We start from the raw sequence: 2285 nt of genomic DNA, 5'->3' as shown, positions 1-2285 counted from the left end.
CGATGTGCAGCGCCGCGACGGCCGGCGCCGGCCGCTCGAGCAGCGGCGCGACGCGCGACAGTGCGTCGGCGAACTGTCCGTTCTGGCACAGCGTCGCGGCGTGTTGAACCGGTGCGGATTCGTCGGAAGCAGGTGTCATGTCATGCGGTGCTGCGCGAACGAACGGTCAGACGGGCGTCGATACGGCGGCCGGCTGGCCGGACTGACTCATCGCACGATCCTTGGCTTCCTGGAGCGCCGCGAGCGTGTCGAGCGCATGCCCTTCGTCGGCGGCGAGGTCGACCAGAAATGCTTCGTTGTTCTGCTTGATCCAGGCGAGCGGCATGTCCCACCACGCGAGTTGCAGCAGTTGTTCGCGCACTTTCTCCGTGAAGCGGAAGCGCACCAGACGGGCAGGCGAACCGGCATAGATTCCGTACGCCTCGGTGCGGAAATTGGGCGGAATGACGGCCCGCGCGCCGATCACGCATCCGCTCTCGATCTGGCTGCCGCCAAGGAACATGGCTTCATCGCCGATCCATACGTCGTTGTGGATCACGGTGTCCGCGTATTGCGGCATCGGCGCATTGATGAGGCCGTTTCCGTAGAGGCTGAAAATGTTCGTCGAAATCGTGCGCATCTCGTGCTGACCGTTCAACAGGAATCGCAGGCGCAGTCCGCCGGCCACGTACTTGCCGATCACGAGCTTCTGATCGTCCAGGTCGTACTTTGCGATCGAGCCCACACCGATCGAAGAGCACCGGCCGATATGAAACGTACCGACCCGCGGCTCTTCATCGACCCAATTGCGGAAGAAATTGTTCGGAATCGCCGAAAAAGCTCCATCCCGGTAGCCAAGCACGATGAAATGCTTCGCCCAAAGATGGTCGGACAGTACGCCAATACAATCGTCGGAGGTCGTAACGTTCATTCGCGGTCGCAAGTATGCCGGTGCGGCGGCTCGATACCGGGCCGCTCGATACGGCGGTGGGAAACGTCGCGGCGCATCGCGCCGCGAGCATGAACGATGCAGTATAGAAAGCCGACGCCGGCAACCGACCACGGAGAAGAACGGCGTTCTGGCTTCTGTTCTGGTGATGGGGTTTGGGGCCGGTCCCGCGCCGGCTGGCCTGGGCGCACCAGCCGTCGACGTGGAATTGCCGTCAGGGGACGGCTGGTGCTCGAGTGTTCGCGCCCGACTTTTCATCGTGACGCTCGGGCACCGCCGGAATCGTCGCGTCGATCCGGTCGACCTGTTCCGTCAGCAACGCCCTGGCGACGCGCGGCCGCCACCACGACGCACGAACGCCCTCGCGCCCCTGCGCCGCACCACCCGCATTCAATTACTCGACGAACACCCGCCGCAACTGCTCGAACTGCACGAGCTGGAACTGCACGAACTCGACGAACTGCAGCTCGACGACGAGCAACTGCTGTCCGACGCATCGAACGTACTGCCGCTGCCGGCCTTCGCCGCGACGAGCGTCGACATCCGCGACGCGGTCTGCACGGTTTGCGAATACACCGACCATGCGGTGCCGGTCAGCGCGGCCGTGCCGAACAGCGCAGCAGTCCACAGCAATGGGTCCGGATCGTCGCGTTCGCGGTCCTGTACCTGTTGCGCGGGTTGCGTATCGGGCGCGGGTGGCGGATTTCGCGCGGCCCGCGGATCGTGCGAGATGCGGCGCGCGAGCAGCGCGGCCCGTCCGGCAGCCGTCGCGCCGCCCCGCCCGAAGCCGATCAACCGCCGCGCGACGATCCGGTACGCGACCGCGAACACCACCATGCAGACGGCGAGCAGCAGCACGGGCCGCCCGCGGCTCAGGCCGACCGCGAGTTTCGCGGCACCGGTGCCCAGCACGAGCAGCACGATTGCACGTGCGGCCATGCGCGACGCGCGCATCTCGCCGGGCGCCCACAGCCAGCCCTGCGCGCGCATCCCGTCGACGACTTCCTGCGCATACCCGGCGAGCCGCTCGCGAAACACGTCGTAGCGTACGGTGCCGGACGGCCGCTCCTTGAGCCACGCGCAGTGGTCGTCATGCCTGCCCGCACGATCCAGATCGGCGATCTGCACGTAGCCGCCCTGCCCTGGGACCGTCCACAGGTCGACCGCGCCTGCATGCGCGAGCGACATCGTCACGACCTGTGCGACCCGTGCCTCGCCGCCGGTGAGATAGGCGACTTCGTCGGTGCTCAGGTCGTCCGACGCCTTGCGCGTGCGCGCGCCCCAGCGGCGCCGCCGGAACTCGATCGCCTGAAGCACGATGATCAGCAACAACGCGACCACGCACGCCGGCACGTAA

2 protein-coding genes are annotated in these 2285 nt (G+C 66.5%); both read right to left on the bottom strand.

All coding sequences use genetic code 11. The features are described from left to right. Positions 1-166: 166 nt before the first annotated feature. Positions 167-910: an acetyltransferase gene (locus tag G3N93_RS38520; protein WP_174940100.1), complete on the bottom strand. Its 744-nt coding sequence runs from the start codon at positions 908-910 to the stop codon at positions 167-169. Between the two features lie 408 nt (positions 911-1318). Further along, the coding region (locus G3N93_RS38515; protein ID WP_206135380.1) for a TIGR04222 domain-containing membrane protein at positions 1319-2285 on the bottom strand (967 nt) is incomplete at its 5' end.

Origin of the sequence: Burkholderia sp. Se-20378, from assembly GCF_017104665.1 — a bacterium.
Taxonomy (GTDB): Bacteria; Pseudomonadota; Gammaproteobacteria; order Burkholderiales; family Burkholderiaceae; genus Burkholderia; species Burkholderia lata.
This window is presented reverse-complemented; position numbering and strand designations above follow the sequence as displayed.

Bases quoted from the DNA above. Each gene is read 5' to 3' on its own strand.
- G3N93_RS38520 (WP_174940100.1), bottom strand. From the start codon at position 910: ATGAACGTTACGACCTCCGACGATTGTATTGGCGTACTGTCCGACCAT.